Source organism: Nocardioides sp. REDSEA-S30_B4, from assembly GCF_001627265.1.
Classification (GTDB): Bacteria; Actinomycetota; Actinomycetes; order Propionibacteriales; family Nocardioidaceae; genus Nocardioides.
On sequence record NZ_LUPI01000051.1, the window covers coordinates 1 to 19,427 of the forward strand.

The window sequence follows — 19,427 nt, forward strand, 5'->3', positions numbered from 1 at the left end:
GCCGACCGCCGAGAGCACGGCGCAGACCACGAAGGATCAGAAGAAGCAGAAGAAGCAGGAGCCCACCCAGCCCGCCCTGCCCGAGCCGCAGGGCAGCTGCGCCCCCGAGGACGTCGTCGTCCGGCCGAAGGTCACCGACGCCGTCGCCGGTCGCGCCGTGACCGTCACGCTGCGGCTGCGCACCCGCCTGGCCGAGGCCTGCACGTGGGAGCTGTCGCGCTCCTCCTTCACCTGGAAGCTGACCTCGGGCAGCGACGAGATCTGGACCAGCCGTGAGTGCCCCCGTGCCGTGCCGAGCCGGGAGCTCGTCGTGCGACGCGACACCGTCGCGACCACCGAGCTCACCTGGGGTGGGCGTCGCAGCGACGCCGAGTGCAGCCGTCAGGCCGACTGGGCGCTGCCGGGGTGGTACCACGTGACGGTGTCCGCGTTGGCCGGTGAGCCGCGCAGCAGCCAGTTCGAGCTGCGGGCCCCGGCGCCGGCCACGATCACCGCGAGCCCGGAGCCGAGGAAGAAGACCGGCCAGAAGTCGAAGACGAAGGCGAAGACGAAGAAGGACCGGGGCTAGCGCCCGAGCATCCGCAGCAGCATCGCGACCACGAAGCGCGACTCCTCGGCCCGCCCGGCCTCGTCCAGCGCCGCGAGCTGCGGCCGGTCGACCATCGCGCGCAGCAGCAGGTCGCCGTACATCATCCGGGTCGCGATCCGGACCCGGGAGTCGTCCGGGCCGGGGATCTCGCCGCGGGCCGTCGCCCGGGCCCACAGCTGGTTGAGCACCATGGCGTGCTGGGCGCCGACGCGCTCGGGGGCGGCCCAGGTGGCGTCCTCGGCGGCGCCGTCGACGGCGATGCGCACGGCGACCCAGCCGGCCTCGGTGAGGAAGTGCTGCAGCAGCCAGGAGTAGACCGCCAGCAGGTCGCCCTCGAGGGTGCCGGTGTCGACCTCGGGGGCGTCGGCGCGGGCGTGGACGGCGTCGACCAGCAGCGTCTCCTTGTCGCGCCAGCGCAGGTAGATCGACGACTTCCCGACGCCTGCGCGCCGTGCCACCCCGTTGAGGGAGTAGCCGGCCCGCCCGTGGGCGGCGTACTCCGCCAGGGCAGCGTCGATGATGCGGTCGTCCGCGTCGGCGTCGCGGGGCCGACCGGCCGGACGTGACTCCGAGTGGTCCACGTCACCAGTGTGCCACGCAGAGGCGATACCCCAGGGGGTTCTGGGGCACTTCGGGACCTGAGCGGTCTCTTTACTTTCGCTGCCGGCTGTGGCCCCGCCGGACGCCGGCGACCGGACCCACCCCAGAGGGCGAGGAGTGGTGCCGGCGGTGTGCCTAGCATCGGGAGATCCGCGAACCCATCGGAGGTGATGACCGTGCCCCAGGACAAGTCCCCCGGGCCCAGCGTCAAGGATCCCGAGCTCTACGAGCGCCTGCGCGAGGAGGGGAACAGCAAGGAGAAGGCGGCCCGCATCGCCAACGCGGCCGCTGGGTCCTCCCGTGAGCAGGTCGGCAAGCGGGGCGGTGGCTCGCCGTCGTACGAGGAGTGGACGGTTGATGAGCTGCACGAGCGTGCCGCCGAGCTCGAGGTCGAGGGCCGCTCGTCGATGAACAAGGACGAGCTGATCGAGGCGCTGAGGAACCACTGAGGATGGCCACCGACCACGTCGGGCCGGTGCGCGTGGCGGTCCTCAACGACTACGAGATCGTGGTCAACGGGGTCGCGCGCATGCTCGAGCCGTACGCCGACCGCGTCCGTGTCGTCGAGACGACCGTCGGGATACCCGCCATGGGGCAGAGCGACGTCGTCCTCTACGACACCTTCAGCCAGGCCCAGGGCAACGTCCTCGACGTGCAGGAGGTGGCCTCGATGACCGGGGCCGCCGTCGTGCTGTTCAGCTGGAACCTCGACCCGACCCTGGTGGCCGAGGCGCTGCGCCGCGGGGCGGCCGGCTACCTGTCGAAGACCCTCGACGGCGCGGGCCTGGCCGACGCGGTGGTGAAGGTGGCCTCGGGCGAACGGGTGCTGCCCGGCGACCGTGCCAACGGCATCGAGCACGGCGCCTGGCCCGGCCAGGAGCACGGGCTGTCGGCGCGAGAAGCGGAGATGATGGCGCTGATCACCCAGGGCTTCTCCAACGCCGAGATCGCCGAGCGGTCCTACCTCTCGATCAACTCGGTGAAGACCTACATCCGCACCGCCTACCGCAAGCTCGGGCTCTCGCGACGCTCGCAGGCGGTGCGCTGGGGCCTCGAGCACGGCTTCCTGCCCCCGGAGCCGCGCCGCACCGACACCGCCCGTGGGGTCGCGGAGGTGGCGGCGCCGCGTCAGTGACCGGCGGGGGTCCCTCGGCCGTCCTCACGCGGATTTCACACATTCTCTGGACAAGCATTCGACGCAATATCCACAAACATTCCACAGTCGGTGGATTTCTCATCATTCCGGGTGAATTCACAAAAATCGATCCTCCGCGATCGGGCTATTTGGTCCTATGGCGGCTACGTTCGATGAATGAGCGGCTCCCGACCTGTGCGCGTGGCCCTCATCGACAACTTCGAGGTGTCGGTGGCGGGCGTCCGCAGCCTCCTGACCCCGTACTCCGCCCGTGTGGCCCTGCTCGACCTCGGCTCGGCGATGACCAAGCCCAGCTCCGTCGACGTCATCCTCTACGAGCCGGTCCGGCAGACCCCGTCCTCGCAGGCGATGCTGCGCGACCTCGTGCGCGCCTCGCAGAAGTCCGCGGTGGTCTACTCCTGGCGCGACAAGGAGGGGCAGGCGACCGGCTCGTTCGCCGCCCACCTCTCCAAGGCGCTGCCGGCCGTCGACCTCGTCAACGCGATCGAGAGCCTGCACGACGGCGGTGACGGTGGCCCCAGCCGCCGCATCCCCAGTGACCAGGGCCCCTTGAAGGTGATCCGGGGCAGCACGCAGCGCGACTACGACCTGACGCCCCGGGAGGCCGAGATCCTCTCGTTGGTCACCCAGGGGCTGACCAACTCCGAGATCGGTGGACAGCTCTACCTGTCCATCAACTCGGTCAAGACCTACATCCGTGCGGCCTATCGCAAGATCGAGGTGACCCGTCGCGCCCAGGCGGTCGCCTGGGGCATGGAGCACGGCCTGGCACCGCTCGCGGAGACCGACGTCGTCGGCGGCTGAACCATCCCTGCTCGCCGACGGGTGAGCGCGGCCTGGACGCCCTGCAGGATTCCGCTGGGCGTCCGGGCGGAAGCGACCCGTCTCGTGGGGGGGGTGGAGGTCGGTAGGCCCCGTGGGACTCGAACCCACAACCAAGAGATTAAAAGTCTCCTGCTCTGCCCATTGAGCTAGGGGCCCGAGCGCGCCCGCGGACGGGTCGAGCGTCGCCAGCCTAGACGGCGTGCGTGCCTGCGCGGACGCCCGGTGGGCCCGCCTGCGCGGGTCCTGCGCGGGTCCTGGGCGGGCTCAGCCGTGGTGCCGCGTCACACGCTCGTTGCAGACTCTTCATCCCCAGGTTCTGAAATTCGGTCGCCCGGACTCTTTGCACGATCCAGTCAGGCGGTAGTGTCGGGCACGCAACCGATGCAAGTTCCAGCAGGTCGACGCCCGCGGAGTTTGTGATCCAACGGCGTTTCTTCTTGTCCCACGGTCCCCGGACCATGCAAGTCGGAGCGACGTGTCACCCAGCACCGGTTGTGGGCCGTCGAAGTGACGGTCCTCGCCCCGACGAAGGAGAATTGAGCACAATGGCTCAGGGCACCGTGAAGTGGTTCAACGCCGAGAAGGGTTTCGGCTTCATCGCGCAGGAGGACGGCGGCGACGACGTCTTCGTGCACTACTCGGCGATCCAGACCCAGGGCTACAAGTCCCTGGACGAGAACCAGAAGGTCGAGTTCGACGTCACCTCGGGCCCCAAGGGCCCGCAGGCGGAGAACGTCCGTCCTCTCTGATCAACGGGTGAGTCGCGTCTGACGCGACGACCACGACGGGGCCCCAGCCGCTCGGCTGGGGCCCCGTTGCCGTCCCCGGACCGGTGCTCCCCGGCGGCAGCGCCCGGCGTACGTCGCGGGGTGGTCCGTACCGGCGGGTGGCCCACCCGGGTGGTTCGGCACCACCCGGACGGGTCACTTTGGAACCGGGTGGTTTGGCCGGGGGGTGCCTCGGGCACTCTGGTGCTCGATGGACGTCCATGGGTTGAGTGAGGGCAGCGTGCACGACCAGTTCGACGTGTCTCTCGAGGACGCCGACCTGCTCGGCGAGGTCGAGCTGACCACCAACCTCATCATCGCCGCGTCCGAGGTCGACGAGCACCTCTCGCAGGCGGAGATCGACGCGATCCTCGGCGTCGTCCCGCACCCGCGCGCCGGGGCCTGATCGGGCCCGGCTGAGCGCGGTGTCCCCGTCGCTTGCGTAGATACCATAGGGGGGTACCCTATGACCGTGAGCGAGAACCAGCACGGCTACATCCACCGCAAGGACGACTACCTCAAGCGCCTGCGCCGGATCGAGGGGCAGGCCCGCGGCCTGCAGCGGATGGTCGAGGAGGAGCAGTACTGCATCGACATCCTCACCCAGGTCTCCGCCATGACGAAGGCCCTGCACGCGGTCTCCCTCGGGTTGCTCGAGGAGCACCTGGGCCACTGCGTGGTCAGCGCTGCGCGGTCCTCCGACGAGGAGGCCGAGCAGAAGGTCACCGAAGCCATCGACGCGATCGCGCGCCTGGTCCGTTCCTGAGGCCCCGGGCCCACCCACACGCCTGACTGCACGAGGAGAGAGCACATGAGCACCACCAGCACCTGGACCGTCACCGGCATGACCTGCGGCCACTGCGTCGCCTCGGTCACCGAGGAGCTGCAGGAGGTCCCGGGCGTCGAGGACGTCGCGGTCACCCTGGAGACCGGCGAGGTCGTCGTCACCAGCGTCGAGCCGCTCACCCGCGAGGCCGTCGAGGGCGCCGTGGGTGAGGCCGGCTACCAGCTGGCATGAGCGTCCAGACCCACGTGGTCGACCTCGCCGTCACCGGGATGACCTGCGCCTCCTGCGCGCACCGCATCGAGCGCAAGCTCAACAAGCTCGACGGCGTGGAGGCCTCGGTCAACTACGCCACCGAGAAGGCCCACGTCGTCTTCCCCGCCGGCCTCGGCACCGACGTGCTGCTCGAGACCGTCGCTGCGGCCGGGTACGCCGCTGAGCTGCCGCGCCCGCAGGCCGACGACGACGCGGTGGCCGACCGGGAGGTGGCAGCCCTGCGCCGTCGCCTGGCCGTCGCGGCCGCGCTCTCGGCCCCTGTCATCGCGCTGGCGATGGTGCCCGCCCTGCAGCTGACCGGCTGGCAGTGGTGGTCGCTGCTCCTGGCGACCCCGGTCGCGACCTGGGCGGCCTGGCCGTTCCACCGCGCGGCCGTGACCAACCTGCGCCACGGCGCGGTCACCATGGACACCCTGGTCTCCATGGGCGTGACCGCCGCCTACACCTGGTCGGTCGTCGCGCTGACCGTCGGCGACGCCGGTCACCTCGGGATGACCCACGGGTTCTCCTGGACCGCCGAGCGCGGCGACGGCCTCTCGATGATCTACCTCGAGGTGGCCGCCGGGGTCACGACGTTCCTGCTGGCCGGCCGCTGGACCGAGAAGCGCGCCAAGCGTCGCGCCGGTGCCGCGCTGCGTGCCCTGCTGGCCCTCTCGGCGGCCGAGGCGACCGTGCTGCGCGACGGGCAGGAGGTGCGCGTCACCGCCGAGGAGCTCGGCCCCGACGAGCTCGTGGTCGTGCGCCCCGGTGAACGGATCGCCGCCGACGGGGTCGTCGAGTCCGGCGCCTCGGCCGTGGACGCGTCGATGCTCACCGGCGAGCCGGTGCCCGTCGACGTTCGTCCCGGCGACGAGGTCACCGGCGGCTGCGTCAACACCTCCGGGCGCCTGGTGGTGCGCACCACCCGGGTCGGGTCGGACACGGCCCTGGCGCAGATGGCCCGACTGGTCGAGGAGGCCCAGCAGGGCAAGGCGGAGGTCCAGCGGCTGGCCGACCGGGTCTCCTCGGTCTTCGTGCCGGTCGTGGTCGCTCTCGCAGCGCTCACGGTGGTCGCCTGGCTGGTCGCCGGCGAGGGCTGGACGGTCGCGCTCTCGGCAGCCGTCTCGGTCCTCGTGATCGCCTGTCCCTGCGCCCTCGGGCTGGCCACGCCCACCGCGCTGATGGTCGGCACCGGGCGCGGCGCGCAGCTCGGGGTCCTCATCCGCGGCCCGGAGGTGCTCGAGCAGACCCGACGGGTCGACACCGTCGTGCTCGACAAGACCGGGACGGTCACGACCGGCCGGATGTCCCTGGTCGACGTGGTCGCGCTCGACGCCGACGAGGAGGACGTACGCCGCCGCGCGGCCGCCCTCGAGTCCGCCTCCGAGCACCCGATCGCCCGCGCCATCGCGGACGCCTGGACCGGCGGGCGAGTCGAGGTCCGCGACTTCGTCAACCACGAGGGCCTCGGCGTGACCGGCGAGGTCGACGGGGAGCGTGTGGTCGTCGGGAAGGCGGCGCTGCTGGAGCGGGAGGGACTCGCCGTCGGGGACGACGTCACCGGCGCGCTGGAGACGGCGCGGGGGACCGGCGGAACCCCGGTGCTGGTCGGCTGGGACGGCCGCGCCCGCGGGGTGCTGGTGGTCGCCGACACCGTGAAGAAGACCTCCGCCGAGGCGGTCGCCCTGCTGCGCGAGCTGGGCCTCGAGCCGGTGCTGCTCACCGGCGACCACGAGCGGGCCGCCCGGGCGGTGGCCCACGAGGTCGGCATCGACCGGGTCGTCGCCGACGTGCTGCCGGCCGACAAGCTCGCCGAGGTGCGCCGACTGCAGGCCGAGGGCCGGGTCGTCGCTATGGTCGGCGACGGCGTCAACGACGCCGCTGCCCTGGCCGCCTCCGACCTGGGCATCGCGCTCGGCACGGGCACCGACGTGGCGATGGAGGCCTCGGACCTGACCCTGGTCTCCGGCGACCTGCGGGGCGCTGCCACCGCCGTACGCCTGTCGCGCCGCACCCTGGCCACCATCCGGGCCAACCTGTTCTGGGCGTTCGCCTACAACGTCGCCGCGCTGCCGGTCGCCGTCGCCGGGCTGCTCAGCCCGATGCTGGCCGGCGGAGCCATGGCCGCCTCGTCGCTGGTCGTCGTCGGCAACAGCCTGCGGCTGCGCGCGTTCCGGTAGTCGCTGGTCGAGGTGCGAGCGCAGCGAGCCACGAGACCTCGCCGGGTCTCGTGGCTCGGCGCTGGCGCGCCTCGCACCTCGACCAGCGAACGGCGCCCCCGGGTGGTCGAGCAGCGACGAGCGCCAGCGAGGCGCTGCTCGACCACCGGGGTGGCTCAGCAGGTGGCGAACAGCACCGGCCCCGACGACAGGTCCGAGAGCACGAACGCGCCGGGCTCGGGCTCCAGCACCATCCGCACCAGCGTCCCCTCGGCGGTGACCTCGTCGACCGCGAACCGGTCCGAGAAGTCGCCGCCCTGGCCCGGCCCGGGGCCGGCGGCGAGGACCGCGCGGGTGTCGGCGTTGGTGCGGGCCTGGTCGTCGTTCTCGAAGCCGAGCAGCACCTCGGCCCCGCCCCCGGGCAGCAGGCCCATCGCGAACGCGGTGACCGGGTTGATCTTGCCGGCCCGCGCGAGCAGCTGGTCGCCGGTGGCGCGGTCGGTGTCGTCGGCCTGGCGCATCGACAGCGCCTCGCAGGCGTGGTCGGCGGTGTAGACGACCGCGGCGGCGGGGGACTCGGTGAAGGAGTCCGCGAGGTCGGCGACCGCGCCGGAAGGGCCTTCGCCGCCGGCGAGGGCCGTCTCGAGGTAGGGCTGGCGGTCGCCGGCCCAGAGCAGGCCGTCGCGCACGGCGACGTACTGCAACGTCGGGGTGGCCCGCAGACCGGTGCGGCCGGAGATCCCGGCCAGCAGCTCGGTGCCGCCGACCCACACGCCGTCGTCCTCGTCGGGGCGCTGGTAGCCCAGCGCCTCCAGCCGGTCGGTGACCGCGTCGGGGGACACCCCGCCCAGCGAGACGATCTCGACCGCGCCCTCGGGTGACTGCGCCAGCAGCTCCCAGTCGATGGTCGCGGGGGACCAGCCGAACTCCGCCGACAGCAGCGGCGCGCTGTCCACCAGGCCGGAGGCGGCGGTCAGGTCGGCGTCGAAGCCGGCGTCGAGCAGCTCGGCCAGGTCGCCCTCGGAGGCCGAGGCGCCCACCTCCGCGCGCACCGCGGCCCAGTCGGTGAAGGTGTAGCGCCGCCGCCGACGTCGTCGCCGCCGGTGCGGTCGTGTTCCGACCCGGGCGCAAGGTGCTGCTGGTGCACCGGCAGAAGTACGACGACTGGTCCTTTCCCAAGGGCAAGCTCGACCCCCGCGAGCACCCCACGACCGCCGCGGTGCGGGAGGTGGCGGAGGAGACCGGGCTGCACGTGCGGCTGGGTCCGCCGCTGGCGACCATGCGCTACCCGAACAACGGCCGGATGAAGACCGTGCACTACTGGCAGGGTCGCGCCGTCGGGGACGACGACGTGTCGGCGTACGAGCCCAACGACGAGATCGACCGCGTCGCCTGGGTCGACCGCGACGAGGCGGCCGGGCTGCTGACCTACACCCGTGACCAGGCGCTGCTCGAGGACGCCGTGCGGCTGCGCAAGCCCACCACCGCGCTGGTCGTCCTGCGTCACGCCCACGCGCGCTCCCGCAAGGCCTGGCGGGGCGACGACCGGCTGCGACCGCTGCTGACCGGCGGTCGGGACGAGGCGTTCCGGCTGGTCCCCGTCCTCGCGGCGTACGACGTCGGGCGGGTCGTGTCGTCGGGCTCGACGCGCTGCCTGCAGACCGTGGCGCCGTACGTGGAGACCGTGGGCCTCGACGTCGAGCGCCGCAAGGAGCTCGCCGAGGAGTGCTCGGACCCCGAGCGCACCACCCGCGTCGTGCGCGAGGTCGCCGCGGAGTGCGACTCGACCAGGCGCGGGACGCTGCTGTGCAGCCACCGCCCGGTGCTGCCGACGGTCTTCGCGGCCCTCGGTGTGCCCGACCCGAAGCTGGAGCCGGGGGAGATGCTCGTGGTGCACCTGCGCAAGGGGCGCGTGGTCGCCACGGAGAAGCACCTCGTCGGCTGAGCAGTCAAGATCGCCCGGGCTTGTTCACGTGGCGTACCTCTCACGTGCGCGCCGAGGCCATCCACTCGGTGACGAGGGTTCACCCCTCGTTCACCGACGGCCCCGGATCGCGTCACTTCGGCTGCTTAGCGTCCTCGACGTCACCCCCATGAAGACCTATCAGGAGTCACACTCGTGAAGACCCCCACTCTCCGTCGCGCGGTCCTGCCCGGCGTCGCCGCCCTGGCCCTCGCCCTGACCGCCTGCGGTTCCTCCGACGAGGACGGCACCGACGGCGCCGACGGCGTGTCGCTCTCCGGCCAGTACACGATCGGCGGCGCCTCGACCCAGGAGGCCGCCATGACGGCCTGGTCGGTCGGCTTCACCGACGTCCAGCCCGAGGCCGAGGTCACCTACGAGCCCATCGGCTCGGGCGGCGGCCGTGAGAACTTCGTCGCGGGCGGCTACCCGCTGGCCGGCTCCGACGCCTACCTCGACAACGACGAGGGCGAGCTCGACGCCGCCATCGAGCGTTGCGGCGGCGAGGACGTGCTGGAGTTCCCGAGCTACATCTCCCCGATCGCGCTGGTCTTCAACGTCGACGGCGTGGACGAGCTCAACCTGTCCCCCGAGACCATCGCCGGCATCTTCTCCGGCGAGATCAAGCAGTGGGACGCCAAGGAGATCGCGGCCGACAACCCCGACGCCGACCTCCCGAGCGCCCCGATCAACGCCGTGCACCGCTCCGACGAGTCGGGCACCACCGAGAACTTCACCCTCTACCTCACCACCGCCGTCGGCGACGCGTGGGACGAGGGCGTCTTCGAGTCGTGGCCGAGCTCCTACGGCGGCACCGGCGCCCAGGGCACCTCCGGCGTCGTGACCGAGGTCCGTGACGGCGTCAACGCCATCGGGTACGCCGACGCCAGCCAGGCCGGTGGCCTCGGTGTCGCCAACGTCGGTGTCGGTGACGAGTTCGTCGCCCCCACCGCCGAGGCCGCCGCGAAGATCCTCGAGGTCTCCGAGAAGGTCGAGGGCGCCAGCGACAACCAGCTGATCTTCGAGCTCGACTACACCACCGCCGAGTCGGGCACCTACCCGATCGTGCTGACGTCGTACCTCCTGGCCTGCCCGACCTACGACAACCAGGAGGACGCGGACTTCGCCAAGGCGTTCGCCTCCTACATCCTCAGCGACGACGGCCAGGCCATCGGCTCGGAGGAGGCCGGCTCGGCGCCCCTCTCGGAGTCGCTGCGTGACCAGGCTCGCGAGATCGTCGACCAGATCTCGGCCGGCTGACGGATCACAGGCAGAACCGATAGCGTCGGAGGCCCCGGCCGCCCCCGTGGCGGGCCCGGGGCCTTCGGCGCGAGCAGTCGACAGATGCAGGAGAGGGAGATCCGTTGACCACCACCCAGGAGCCGGCTCCGCCGGTCCCGCCGACCGACCACGCACCGGAGCGGGTCAGTCGCGCCGGTGACTCGATCTTCCGCGGGCTCGCCACGGGGGCCGGGATGCTCATCATGCTGGCGCTGGCCGGCGTGGCGATCTTCCTGGTGCTGCAGTCGATCCCCGCGATCGGCGCCTCGGGCGAGCAGGCGTACGGCGCCGACAACATCGTCGTCTACATCTGGCCGCTCCTCTTCGGCACCATCCTCGCCGCGATCATCGCGCTGATCATCGCCACGCCGCTGGCGATCGGTGTCGCGCTGGTGATCAGCCACTACGCGCCGCGTCGCATCGCCCGGTTCCTCGGCTACCTCATCGACCTGCTCGCCGCGGTGCCCTCGGTCGTCTACGGCCTCTGGGGCCGCGAGACGCTGCAGGGCTGGGTGTTCCCGGTCTACGACTGGCTGCACGACAACCTGGGCTTCCTGCCCTTCTTCGAGGGCCCGGTCACCACCGGCCGCACGATCCTCACCGCCGGCGTGGTGCTGGCCGTGATGGCGCTGCCGATCATCACCGCGCTGTGCCGCGAGGTCTTCCTGCAGACCCCGGTGATGCACCAGGAGGCTGCCCTGGCCCTGGGTGCGACACGCTGGGAGATGATCCGGATGGCGGTCTTCCCCTACAGCCGCTCGGGCATCACGTCCGCGGTCATGCTCGGCCTGGGTCGTGCGCTCGGCGAGACGATGGCCGTCGCGATGGTCCTCTCGGCCGCCGGGGTGGTCACGATCAACCTGATCTCCTCGCAGAACCCCTCCACGATCGCCGCCAACATCGCGCTCAACTACGCCAACGCCTCCGGCACCAAGACCAACGTGCTGATCGCGGGCGGCCTGGTGCTGTTCGTGGTGACGTTCGCCGTCAACTTCCTCGGACGCTGGCTCGCCGCCCGCGGCCAGGTCAAGGCATGAGCGGGGAGGACACGGACATGACGCAGACGCCTCACGACACCCACGAGCCGTTCCACACCGACCCCTCGAGCGACCTCTCCTCGCACGTCCCGCTGACCAAGCCGCAGCTGCCCGCGATCGCGGTGCCGCTGGCCGCCGCCGTGGCGTGGGGCCTGTCCGGCCTGATCTCGCTGTTCATGGAGTGGCCGGTCGCCGGCTGGGTCGTGCTCGGCTGGGTCTTCTTCGTGCTCGGCATGCCCGCCTGGGCCAACGCCGTCGAGGGCCGCCGCAAGGCCACCGACCGCCTCATCACCACCATGGTGTGGACGACCTTCGCGGTCGCGATGATGCCGCTGGTCGCGGTCAGCTGGACCGTCATCGAGCGCGGTGCCCCCGCCCTGACCGTCGAGTTCCTCACCTCCGACCAGTCCGGTGTCATCGGCGTCGGCGGCGGCATCCTGCACGCCATCATCGGCACCGCGATCATCACGCTGGTCGCGACGCTGATCTCGGTGCCGGTCGGCATCATGGCCGCGGTCTACCTCGTCGAGTACGGCAAGGGGAACCGCGTCGCGCGGGTCCTCACCTTCCTCGTCGACGTCATGACCGGCATCCCGTCGATCGTGGCCGGTCTCTTCGCGCTGGCGCTGTTCACGCTGCTGCTCGGGCCGCTGCCCCGCATCGCGATCGGCGGCTCGATCGCGCTGTCGGTGCTGATGATCCCGATCGTGGTGCGCTCCACCGAGGAGATGCTCAAGCTGGTGCCCGACGAGCTGCGCGAGGGTGCCTACGCCCTCGGCGTACCCAAGTGGCGGATGATCACCAAGGTCGTCCTGCCCACCGCGCTCGGCGGCATCATCACCGGCGCCACGCTGGCCGTGGCCCGCGTCGCCGGCGAGACCGCGCCGCTGCTGCTGATCGCCGGCACGCTGCGCAGCATCAACACCAACCCGTTCGACGGGGCCATGCAGACCCTGCCGGTACTGATCTTCTCCGAGGCGACCAAGGGCGGGGCCAAGCCGGAGTACCTCGCCGCCCAGATCGAGCGCGCCTGGGGTGCGGCGCTCGTCCTCATCATCATCGTGATGCTGCTGAACCTGCTGGCCCGTGTGGTCGGCAGCTTCTTCAGCCCCAAGACGGGTCGCTGAGACCCATGATCCGACCCAGCGACCCGACCCACCAAGGAGCCTGAACCACCATGGCGAAGAGCATCGACGTCTCCGACCTCAACATCTACTACGGCGACTTCCTCGCGGTCTCCGGGGTCAACATGACCATCAAGGCCCGCCAGGTGACCGCGTTCATCGGTCCCTCGGGCTGCGGCAAGTCCACCGTGCTGCGCACCCTCAACCGCATGCACGAGGTCATCCCCGGCGCCCGCGTCGAGGGCAAGGTCGTCGTCGACGGCCAGTCGCTCTACGACCCCTCGATCGACCCGGTGGCCGTGCGGCGCCAGATCGGCATGGTCTTCCAGCGGCCCAACCCGTTCCCCACGATGTCGATCTACGACAACGTGCTCGCGGGCAACCGCCTCAACGCCAAGAAGATGAAGAAGTCCGAGGCCGACGACATCGTCGAGCGCTCGCTGAAGGGCGCCAACCTCTGGAACGAGGTCAAGGACCGCCTCGGCCGCCCCGGCATGGGCCTCTCCGGTGGTCAGCAGCAGCGCCTGTGCATCGCCCGCGCCATCGCCGTGCGCCCGCAGGTGCTGCTGATGGACGAGCCGTGCTCCGCGCTCGACCCGATCTCGACCTCCGCGATCGAGGACCTCATCCACGAGCTGAAGTCCGAGTACACGATCGTCATCGTCACCCACAACATGCAGCAGGCCGCACGCGTCTCCGACGACACCGGCTTCTTCAACCTCAAGGCCACCGGTGAGCCGGGCCAGCTGGTCGAGTTCAACCCGACCAAGAAGATGTTCACCAACCCCGACAACGACGCCACCGAGGCCTACATCTCGGGTCGCTTCGGCTGAGCGGAACCGGGTTACGACGAATCCCTTTTCCTGCTTACTGCGCAGTAAGCAGGAAATCGAATGCGTCGTAACCCGATGGGGCGGCCCGCAGGCCCCCGGTCACGCGGCCGAGTCGAGCCCGCGGTGGGCGAGCAGTGAGGCTCGTTGGTGCGGGAGCAACGCTCGGCGTTGAGCCACGGTCTCGGTCTCGATCCACGAGGGCGGCGGCGTCAGGGTGAACCGGCGGTGGTCCGCGGGCAGCCGGGCGGCCCGCGCGTACGCCGAGCGCAGCCGGATCAGGAACCTGGTCGTCTCCTCGCCGGCCACACGCTCGACGTACTCCAGCCCGTGGTCGCGCAGCAGCGTCTCGCGTGTGATGTCGCGGCGGCGCTGGCTGCGCTCGAAGTGGTGAGCGCCCTGGTACTCCCCGACCACACCGGCGACGGGGTCGAACAGGTCGGGCGTCAGCAGGTGTCGGCCGTTGAGGTCGAAGATCGGTGCGTTGCACACGACCGGGCCGAGCTCCGCGACCTCGGTCCACAGGAGGCGGAAGGCGACCTCGGCGGGTGACCAGGCGTTCTCGGATGCGAGCGACAACGCGTCACGCGCCTGCTGGATGCCGGTCCACGCCTTGCTCTCGTCGACGGCCTTGCTGATCTCGGCCAGGGACACCAGGTCGTTGAAGCAGGCCATGTCCATCGCGATGACGGCGTCAGCGAGGCAGTCGGCGTGGCGAGCCTCGAACATCACCGACCTGACGGCCGTGGTGACCGTCAGCCCGTCGCTCGTGGTCAGCTCATCGGGCCTGAGGCGTTCCTTGGTGTAGCGGACGCCTGGGGTGTGGCTGCGGTGAGCGGTCACCATGGTGACCGGCACGTCGAGGGTCGACCCGTCGGGCCCGGTGCCGTCGAACCACCGACCGCCGAGCCAGCGCAGCGCGGCCCACCCGGTGATCCTTCCGCTGCCCGGGACCCGGTAGGACGCCTCGACGATGCGCTGCTCGACCGATGCCGGTTCGCCGGCAGGTCGGAACCACCCGGGGGCGACCGCTCGCCAGCTCTTCGTCTGAGACTGCCCCTTCGTCGGCCCCTTCTGCCCGAGGGGGTCGAGCCGGTGCGCCTGTTCGAGCCCGGGGCGACCGGGATGCCACGGGATGGGCAGCACCTGGGATCGCGTGATGTTGGTGGGAGTGCTGGTGCGGGTCCGAGTCGTCCTCATGGAAACGAGACTGACCCGCCCGAGACCAGCTCAGACGCGCCCGACTGCCGCCTGGGGACAGGGGCGTCCCGAGAGGGGCTGTGGATCATGATCGGCCCGGACGGGTCCTGGTTGCCTCGAGGATCGGGTTACGACGCATTCGATTTCCTGCTTACTGCGCAGTAAGCAGGAAAAGGGATTCGGAGTAACCCGAGCCGCCCCCTACGGCAGCTGGAACACGTACCGACACGCGACGTACACCAGCGCCGCAGCCCCACCCGCCATCGGGAACGTGAGCACCCAGGCGGTGACGATCGAGCGGGCGACCCCCCAGCGCACGGCGGAGAACCGCTTGGTGGCGCCGGCGCCCATGACGGCGGAGGTGATGGTGTGGGTGGTGGAGATCGGCGCCTCGAAGACGTACGCCGTCGTGTACAGCACCGACGCCGCGACCGACTCCGAGGCGAACCCGCGGGCCGGGTCGAGGTGGATGATGCGGCGCCCGAGGGTGCGCATGATGCGCCAGCCACCAGCCCAGGTGCCGGCGGAGATGGCGGCCGCGGCGGCGAAGATCACCCAGCACGGCAGCGGGTCGCCGTCGGCGACGTACCCGCCGGCGAGCAGGGCCAGGAAGATCACGCCCATCGTCTTCTGGGCGTCCTGCAGGCCGTGGCCCAGGGCCATGGCGGCGGCGGAGACGCTCTGCGCGACCTTGAAGCCGCGCTGCGCGCGCGTGGGGTTGGCGCGGCGGAAGGTCCACATGATCGCGACCATCACGAGGAACCCGAGGGAGAAGGCGACCAGCGGCGAGAGCAGCATCGGGATGACGACCTTGCCCACGACCACGCCCCAGTCGGCGCTGGCGCCGGCGGCCAGTGCGGCGCCGACGAGCCCACCGATGAGGGCGTGGGAGGAGGAGGACGGCAGGCCGTACCACCAGGTGATGAGGTTCCACGCGATCGCGCCGAGCAGGCCGGCCATCACGATCACGAGGGCGTGCGAGCCCGTGCCGGGGTCGATGGTGTCGGAGACGGTGGTGGCGACCTTCTGCCCGAGGAAGGCGCCGACGAAGTTCATGATCGCGGCCATCGCCAGCGCCACCCGGGGCGTCAGCGCGCGCGTCGAGACCGAGGTCGCGATCGCGTTGGCGGCGTCGTGGAAGCCGTTGGTGTAGTCGAAGACCAGGGCCACGACGACGACGGCGATGATGATCGCCAGCTCCATCAGCAGGCCCCCACAGCCAGGAGGTCCACGCTCAGGACTCCTTGACGGCGATCTGCTCGACGGTGTTCGCGACCTTCTCGAAGGCGTCGATCGCGGCCTCGAGGGTCTCGGCGATGTCCTTGAGCTTGAGGACCTCCATCGCCTTGTACTCGCCGGAGAACAGGTGCGCCCGCAGACGCCGGTGGTTCTTGTCGCCGGCGTTCTCGAGGCGGTTGATCTCGATCCAGTACTCCGAGAGCTCCTTCATCGTCCGCAGCCGCGGCATCGCGTCGGCGGTGACCTCGGCGCAGCGGCGGATCAGGTCGACCTGCTCCGACAGCCCCGCGGGCAGCTCCTTGACCTCGTAGAGCAGCAGCATGTCGACGACCTCGTCCATCAGGTCCATGACGTCGTCGAGGCCCGCGGCGAGCGCGTAGATGTCCTCGCGGTCGAAGGGCGTGATGAAGGTCGAGTTCACCGTCCGCACGATCTCGTGGGTGGTCTCGTCGGCGGCGTGCTCGGCGTCGCGCATCGCCATCGCGATGCCCTCACGGTCCGCGCCGACGGTGAACATGTCGGCCAGCAGCGAGGCACCGGTGACCAGGTGCGCCGCGGACTGGGCGAACTGGTCGTAGAAGGCGTTCTCGACCGGACGGAATCTCAGGCCCACGAGTACCTCTTCAGCGCTGACGACGGGGGGACCGCGGAACAGCGTAGGCCCCCGGTGTCCGGGAGGTGAAAGAGCGGTGACTAGCGGGCGCGGAGCGGGCGCCCGCCCGGGCCAGGCCATCGTGTCGTCGGCGAACGCGAGGTCGAGCAGCTCGCCGACCTCGGCGACCGAGTCGGCGTCGGGCAGCCGCACCAGCACCTCGACGCGGCGGTCGAGGTTGCGGTGCATCATGTCGGCCGAGCCGATCCAGGCCTGCGGGTCGCCGCCGTTCTCGAACCAGAAGATCCGGCTGTGCTCGAGGAAGCGCCCCAGCACCGACCGCACGGTGATGTGGTCCGACAGGCCGGGTACGCCGGGGCGCAGTGCGCAGATGCCGCGCACCAGCAGCTCGACCGGGACACCCTCGCGCGAGGCGAGGTAGAGGGAGTCGATGAGGGCCTCGTCGACGACCGAGTTGGCCTTGAGCCGGATGCGCGCGGGGCGGCCGGCCTTGTGGTGGGCGATCTCGGTGTGGACCTGCTCGATGAGCCCGGAGCGCACCGAGTCCGGGGCGACCAGCAGCTCGGCGTACGACGCGTTGCGCGACCAGCCCGACAGGTTGTTGAACAGGTGCGCGACGTCCTCGGTGACCCGCTCGTCGGTGGTGATCAGCCCGAGGTCCTCGTACATCCGGGAGGTCTTGGGGTTGTAGTTGCCGGTGCCGATGTGGGCGTAGCGGCGGATGCCATGGTGATCGCCCTCGTCGCGGACGACCATGGCCAGCTTGCAGTGGGTCTTGAGCCCGACGACGCCGTACACGACGTGGCAGCCGGCCTGCTCGAGCTTGCGCGCCCAGCGGATGTTGGCCTGCTCGTCGAAGCGGGCCTTGATCTCGACGATCACCAGGACCTGCTTGCCGGCCTCGGCGGCGTCGATGAGGGCGTCGATGATGGGGGAGTCGCCGGAGGTGCGGTAGAGCGTCTGCTTGATCGCCAGCACGTGCGGGTCGGCGGCGGCCTGCTCGATGAAGCGCTGCACCGAGGTGGAGAACGAGTCGTAGGGGTGGTGCAGCAGCACGTCGTTGCGGCGCGCGGCCTTGAAGACGTCGACGGGTGCTGCCGACTCCACCTCGGCGAGGCGGTGGTGGGTGGAGGGGAGGAACGCGGGGTACTTCAGCTCCTCGCGCGAGAGGTCGGCGATGCCGTGCAGGCCGCGAAGGTCCAGCGGGCCGGGGAGCCGGTAGACCTCGTCCTCGCTGACGCCGAGCTCGCCGACGAGCAGCTCGAGGACGGCGGGGTCGATGGACTCCTCGACCTCGAGGCGCACCGGGGGGCCGAAGCGGCGGCGCAGCAGCTCCTTCTCCAGGGCGGCGAGGAGGTTCTCGGCGTCGTCCTCCTCGACCTCGAGGTCCTCGTTGCGGGTGACCCGGAAGGAGTGCACCTGCTGGATCTCCATGCCGGGGAAGAGCCGGTTGAGGTGCTCGGCGATGACGTCCTCGAGCGGCACGAAGCGCTGGTCGCCCAGCGGCACGAAGCGGCTGAAGATCGGCGGCACCTTCACGCGCGCGAAGTGCTGCTTGTCGCTCTTGGGGTTGCGGATCAGCACCGCGAGGTTGAGCGAGAGGCCGGAGATGTAGGGGAACGGGTGCGCCGGGTCGACGGCCAGCGGGGTGAGGACCGGGAAGATCCGCTCCTTGAACATCCGCTTGCACTGCTTCTGCTCGTTGCGGTCCAGGTCGGCCCACCGGACCAGCTCGATGCCCTCGCCGCTGAGCGCGGGGACGATCTCGTCGTTGAACAGCTGCGCCTGGCGCTGGCTGAGCTCACCGGTGACGGTGAGGATCTGCTCGAGCACCTCGCGCGGCATCAGCCCGGAGGCGGCCTTGACCGCCACGCCGGCCGCGATCCGGCGCTTGAGGCCCGCGACGCGGACCATGAAGAACTCATCGAGGTTGCTGGTGAAGATCGCCAGGAACCGCACCCGCTCCAGCAGCGGGATCTCGGGGTCCTCGGCCAGCTCGAGCACCCGCTGGTTGAACCGCAGCCACGACAGCTCGCGGTCCAGGAAGCGCTCCTCGAAGGCCTCGACCTCGGCCAGCACCTCGTGGTCGGGCACGTAGGGCGGCTCGATGTCGAACGGCTCCTCCGGGGCCGCGTCGGAGACTCCCTCTTCCCGGGTGGGCACGATCTCGGCGGACATGCCGCCCATCCTGTCACCGTCGGGTGAACGCAGGGTGACCTGCGAGGCGGCCACGGGACGCGCTGTACGGCGGGGTCCCGAGCACCCCTCCGTCCCGCCGGTCTCAGACGGTGGCGGGGGCCCGCCCGTAGTCGTCCTCGAGCCGGCAGATGTCGTCCTCGCCGGTGTAGGCGCCGAGCTGGACCTCGATGATCACGAGGATCTCGTCGTGCATGTTGGTGATCCGGTGCGGCTGACCGAGCTCGACGAAGATCGACTCGCCGGCGGTCGCCACGACGGTCTCGCCGTCGATGACCGCGGTGCAGGTGCCGGCGGCGACGACCCAGTTCTCGGCGCGGTGCTCGTGGGTCTGGTAGCTCAGCCGCTGACCCGGGTTGACCTCGATCCGCTTGACCTTGAACCCCTCGCCGGCGTCCAGCACGTGCCACTCGCCCCACGGCCGGATCTCGAAGTCGTGCATGTCGTCCCCCAACGATCAGGAGCAGCCCTCCGCCGCTCGTCCCTTCCGACGCTAGAGATCGGGATACACAACCGGTCCTGCGCTGATCCTCAATCGATCCACAATCCGGCGACGCTGTGGAAGCAGGGCCAGCAGCGAGACCCCTCCCCAGACGTACGCCGCTTGACTACTCTCCGGTAGGTGACTGCCCTGACCCGTGCCCGCGACGCCGTCGAGCGGCGCCTGCTCACCACCGTCCTCGGCCTGCCCGAGGGCCTCCAGCGCCGCCTGGCCGGCAAGCCCGTCGAGCTCGACGGCGACACCCTCGCCACCGACCTGCAGCTGATGCTGCGGCTGAAGAAGGCCGCCCGCCTCCCCGCGGTGGAGA

The 19,427-nt window shown here is 70.8% G+C and carries 20 protein-coding genes, 1 tRNA gene and 3 pseudogenes; 16 read left to right on the forward strand and 8 right to left on the reverse strand.

The window, feature by feature from the left end; genetic code table 11:
• A partial coding sequence (locus A6R01_RS11020) for a hypothetical protein (RefSeq protein WP_292605795.1) occupies positions 1–568 on the forward strand: 568 nt, incomplete at its 5' end.
• On the opposite strand, the gene A6R01_RS11025 is transcribed toward A6R01_RS11020, so the two are convergent.
• Positions 565–1,170 carry a TetR family transcriptional regulator gene (locus A6R01_RS11025; RefSeq protein ID WP_292605797.1) on the reverse strand — a complete coding sequence of 202 codons (606 nt, stop codon included), beginning with the start codon at positions 1,168–1,170 and terminating at the stop codon, positions 565–567. The two genes, A6R01_RS11020 and A6R01_RS11025, sit on opposite strands and share 4 nt — an antisense overlap.
• Before the next feature lie 195 nt (positions 1,171–1,365).
• On the opposite strand from A6R01_RS11025, the gene A6R01_RS11030 reads away from it, so the two are divergent.
• The 3 genes from A6R01_RS11030 to A6R01_RS11040 all read left to right on the forward strand — a co-directional run bounded on the left by A6R01_RS11030 (position 1,366) and on the right by A6R01_RS11040 (position 3,149).
• A complete protein-coding gene (locus A6R01_RS11030) occupies positions 1,366–1,638 on the forward strand; it encodes a Rho termination factor N-terminal domain-containing protein (RefSeq protein WP_292605799.1) in 273 nt (90 codons plus the stop codon).
• Between the two features lie 2 nt (positions 1,639–1,640).
• Positions 1,641–2,324, forward strand: coding sequence for a response regulator transcription factor (locus tag A6R01_RS11035; RefSeq protein WP_292605801.1), 684 nt, complete (start codon positions 1,641–1,643; stop codon positions 2,322–2,324).
• Between the two features lie 177 nt (positions 2,325–2,501).
• Entirely contained in the window at positions 2,502–3,149 is a 648-nt protein-coding gene (locus A6R01_RS11040) for a response regulator transcription factor (RefSeq protein WP_292605803.1), read from the forward strand.
• 104 nt (positions 3,150–3,253) lie between these two features.
• On the opposite strand, the gene A6R01_RS11045 is transcribed toward A6R01_RS11040, so the two are convergent.
• A tRNA-Lys gene (locus tag A6R01_RS11045) sits at positions 3,254–3,326 on the reverse strand.
• Positions 3,327–3,715: 389 nt separating this feature from the next.
• Here A6R01_RS11045 and A6R01_RS11050 point away from each other — a divergent pair.
• The 5 genes from A6R01_RS11050 (at position 3,716) to A6R01_RS11070 (ending at position 7,156) form a co-directional block, all read left to right on the forward strand.
• Positions 3,716–3,919: a cold-shock protein gene (locus A6R01_RS11050; RefSeq protein WP_179532232.1), complete on the forward strand. Its 204-nt coding sequence runs from the start codon at positions 3,716–3,718 to the stop codon at positions 3,917–3,919.
• Between the two features lie 259 nt (positions 3,920–4,178).
• Entirely contained in the window at positions 4,179–4,343 is a 165-nt protein-coding gene (locus A6R01_RS11055) for a hypothetical protein (RefSeq protein WP_292605805.1), read from the forward strand.
• A gap of 60 nt (positions 4,344–4,403) precedes the next feature.
• Entirely contained in the window at positions 4,404–4,703 is a 300-nt protein-coding gene (locus tag A6R01_RS11060) for a metal-sensitive transcriptional regulator (protein ID WP_292605806.1), read from the forward strand.
• A 45-nt stretch (positions 4,704–4,748) separates the two neighbouring features.
• A complete protein-coding gene (locus tag A6R01_RS11065) occupies positions 4,749–4,955 on the forward strand; it encodes a heavy metal-associated domain-containing protein (RefSeq protein WP_292605808.1) in 207 nt (68 codons plus the stop codon).
• Positions 4,952–7,156, forward strand: a complete 2,205-nt coding sequence (locus tag A6R01_RS11070; protein ID WP_292605810.1) for a cation-translocating P-type ATPase — start codon at positions 4,952–4,954, stop codon at positions 7,154–7,156. Before A6R01_RS11065 ends, A6R01_RS11070 begins: the two co-directional genes overlap by 4 nt.
• A 155-nt stretch (positions 7,157–7,311) precedes the next feature.
• On the opposite strand, the gene A6R01_RS11075 is transcribed toward A6R01_RS11070, so the two are convergent.
• Positions 7,312–8,187, reverse strand: a complete 876-nt coding sequence (locus tag A6R01_RS11075) for a hypothetical protein (RefSeq protein ID WP_292605812.1) — start codon at positions 8,185–8,187, stop codon at positions 7,312–7,314.
• 53 nt (positions 8,188–8,240) lie between these two features.
• Here A6R01_RS11075 and A6R01_RS11080 point away from each other — a divergent pair.
• From A6R01_RS11080 to pstB, 6 genes and pseudogenes are all read left to right on the forward strand, one after another.
• Positions 8,241–8,543: pseudogene (locus tag A6R01_RS11080) on the forward strand (NUDIX hydrolase); the annotation flags it as partial.
• A 54-nt stretch (positions 8,544–8,597) separates the two neighbouring features.
• Entirely contained in the window at positions 8,598–9,080 is a 483-nt protein-coding gene (locus tag A6R01_RS11085; RefSeq protein ID WP_292605830.1) for a histidine phosphatase family protein, read from the forward strand.
• A gap of 174 nt (positions 9,081–9,254) precedes the next feature.
• Complete coding sequence (locus A6R01_RS11090) at positions 9,255–10,358, forward strand: phosphate ABC transporter substrate-binding protein PstS (protein ID WP_292605814.1); 1,104 nt, start codon at positions 9,255–9,257, stop codon at positions 10,356–10,358.
• Positions 10,359–10,462: 104 nt separating this feature from the next.
• Positions 10,463–11,416 (forward strand): phosphate ABC transporter permease subunit PstC, encoded by a 954-nt coding sequence (gene pstC, locus A6R01_RS11095; protein WP_292605816.1) that lies wholly within the window; start codon positions 10,463–10,465, stop codon positions 11,414–11,416.
• A 17-nt stretch (positions 11,417–11,433) separates the two neighbouring features.
• Positions 11,434–12,543: a phosphate ABC transporter permease PstA gene (gene pstA, locus A6R01_RS11100; RefSeq protein ID WP_292605818.1), complete on the forward strand. Its 1,110-nt coding sequence runs from the start codon at positions 11,434–11,436 to the stop codon at positions 12,541–12,543.
• 50 nt (positions 12,544–12,593) lie between these two features.
• On the forward strand, positions 12,594–13,373 hold the full coding sequence (pstB, locus tag A6R01_RS11105) for a phosphate ABC transporter ATP-binding protein PstB (protein ID WP_292605820.1): 780 nt from the start codon (positions 12,594–12,596) through the stop codon (positions 13,371–13,373).
• 99 nt (positions 13,374–13,472) lie between these two features.
• Here pstB and A6R01_RS11110 read toward each other — a convergent pair whose 3' ends face one another.
• The 5 genes and pseudogenes from A6R01_RS11110 to A6R01_RS11130 all read right to left on the reverse strand — a co-directional run bounded on the left by A6R01_RS11110 (position 13,473) and on the right by A6R01_RS11130 (position 19,060).
• Entirely contained in the window at positions 13,473–14,570 is a 1,098-nt protein-coding gene (locus A6R01_RS11110) for a hypothetical protein (RefSeq protein ID WP_292605822.1), read from the reverse strand.
• Positions 14,571–14,771: 201 nt separating this feature from the next.
• Positions 14,772–15,773: an inorganic phosphate transporter gene (locus A6R01_RS11115; protein ID WP_292605824.1), complete on the reverse strand. Its 1,002-nt coding sequence runs from the start codon at positions 15,771–15,773 to the stop codon at positions 14,772–14,774.
• Between the two features lie 31 nt (positions 15,774–15,804).
• Positions 15,805–16,542, reverse strand: a complete 738-nt coding sequence (locus A6R01_RS11120; RefSeq protein WP_292605831.1) for a DUF47 family protein — start codon at positions 16,540–16,542, stop codon at positions 15,805–15,807.
• A pseudogene (locus A6R01_RS11125) lies at positions 16,534–18,600 on the reverse strand (RNA degradosome polyphosphate kinase); the annotation flags it as partial. The gene A6R01_RS11120 and the pseudogene A6R01_RS11125, both read right to left, overlap by 9 nt.
• Before the next feature lie 103 nt (positions 18,601–18,703).
• Complete coding sequence (locus tag A6R01_RS11130) at positions 18,704–19,060, reverse strand: phosphomannose isomerase type II C-terminal cupin domain (RefSeq protein ID WP_292605826.1); 357 nt, start codon at positions 19,058–19,060, stop codon at positions 18,704–18,706.
• 180 nt (positions 19,061–19,240) lie between these two features.
• On the opposite strand from A6R01_RS11130, the pseudogene A6R01_RS11135 reads away from it, so the two are divergent.
• A pseudogene (locus A6R01_RS11135) lies at positions 19,241–19,427 on the forward strand (alpha/beta hydrolase); the annotation flags it as partial.

Bases quoted from the DNA above. Each gene is read 5' to 3' on its own strand.
- A6R01_RS11035 (WP_292605801.1), top strand. From the start codon at position 1,641: ATGGCCACCGACCACGTCGGGCCGGTGCGCGTGGCGGTCCTCAACGAC.
- A6R01_RS11040 (WP_292605803.1), top strand. From the start codon at position 2,502: ATGAGCGGCTCCCGACCTGTGCGCGTGGCCCTCATCGACAACTTCGAG.
- A6R01_RS11050 (WP_179532232.1), top strand. From the start codon at position 3,716: ATGGCTCAGGGCACCGTGAAGTGGTTCAACGCCGAGAAGGGTTTCGGC.
- A6R01_RS11060 (WP_292605806.1), top strand. From the start codon at position 4,404: ATGACCGTGAGCGAGAACCAGCACGGCTACATCCACCGCAAGGACGAC.
- A6R01_RS11065 (WP_292605808.1), top strand. From the start codon at position 4,749: ATGAGCACCACCAGCACCTGGACCGTCACCGGCATGACCTGCGGCCAC.
- A6R01_RS11070 (WP_292605810.1), top strand. From the start codon at position 4,952: ATGAGCGTCCAGACCCACGTGGTCGACCTCGCCGTCACCGGGATGACC.
- pstA (WP_292605818.1), top strand. From the start codon at position 11,434: ATGACGCAGACGCCTCACGACACCCACGAGCCGTTCCACACCGACCCC.
- pstB (WP_292605820.1), top strand. From the start codon at position 12,594: ATGGCGAAGAGCATCGACGTCTCCGACCTCAACATCTACTACGGCGAC.
- A6R01_RS11110 (WP_292605822.1), bottom strand. From the start codon at position 14,570: ATGAGGACGACTCGGACCCGCACCAGCACTCCCACCAACATCACGCGA.
- A6R01_RS11115 (WP_292605824.1), bottom strand. From the start codon at position 15,773: ATGGAGCTGGCGATCATCATCGCCGTCGTCGTCGTGGCCCTGGTCTTC.
- A6R01_RS11120 (WP_292605831.1), bottom strand. From the start codon at position 16,542: ATGGCCTGGCCCGGGCGGGCGCCCGCTCCGCGCCCGCTAGTCACCGCT.
- A6R01_RS11130 (WP_292605826.1), bottom strand. From the start codon at position 19,060: ATGCACGACTTCGAGATCCGGCCGTGGGGCGAGTGGCACGTGCTGGAC.